We start from the raw sequence: 269 nt of genomic DNA, 5'->3' as shown, positions 1-269 counted from the left end.
AAAATGAAATATTAAAAGAGCATCCTAATGCTATTATTTGTGGTATTGACGAAGTTGGAAGAGGACCTTTAGCAGGTCCAGTCGTTGCATGCGCAACAATTTTAAATTCAAATCACAATTATTTGGGCCTTGATGACTCGAAAAAAGTACCTGTTACGAAACGTCTAGAATTAAATGAAGCACTAAAAAATGAAGTTACTGCTTTTGCATATGGTATCGCTACAGCTGAAGAAATAGATGAATTTAATATTTATAAAGCTACTCAAATC

Annotated in this window: 1 protein-coding gene; it reads left to right on the top strand. The window is 33.1% G+C overall.

Annotation, left to right across the window (positions count from 1 at the left end):
* On the top strand, positions 1-269 hold a 269-nt coding region (locus GUI70_RS25740), incomplete at both ends, for a ribonuclease HII (protein ID WP_368733651.1).

The organism is Deinococcus alpinitundrae (genome assembly GCF_009982895.1).
GTDB lineage: Bacteria > Deinococcota > Deinococci > Deinococcales > Deinococcaceae > Deinococcus > Deinococcus alpinitundrae.
The sequence above is the reverse complement of the archived record's forward strand: the minus strand, read 5'-3'. Positions and strand labels throughout refer to the sequence as shown.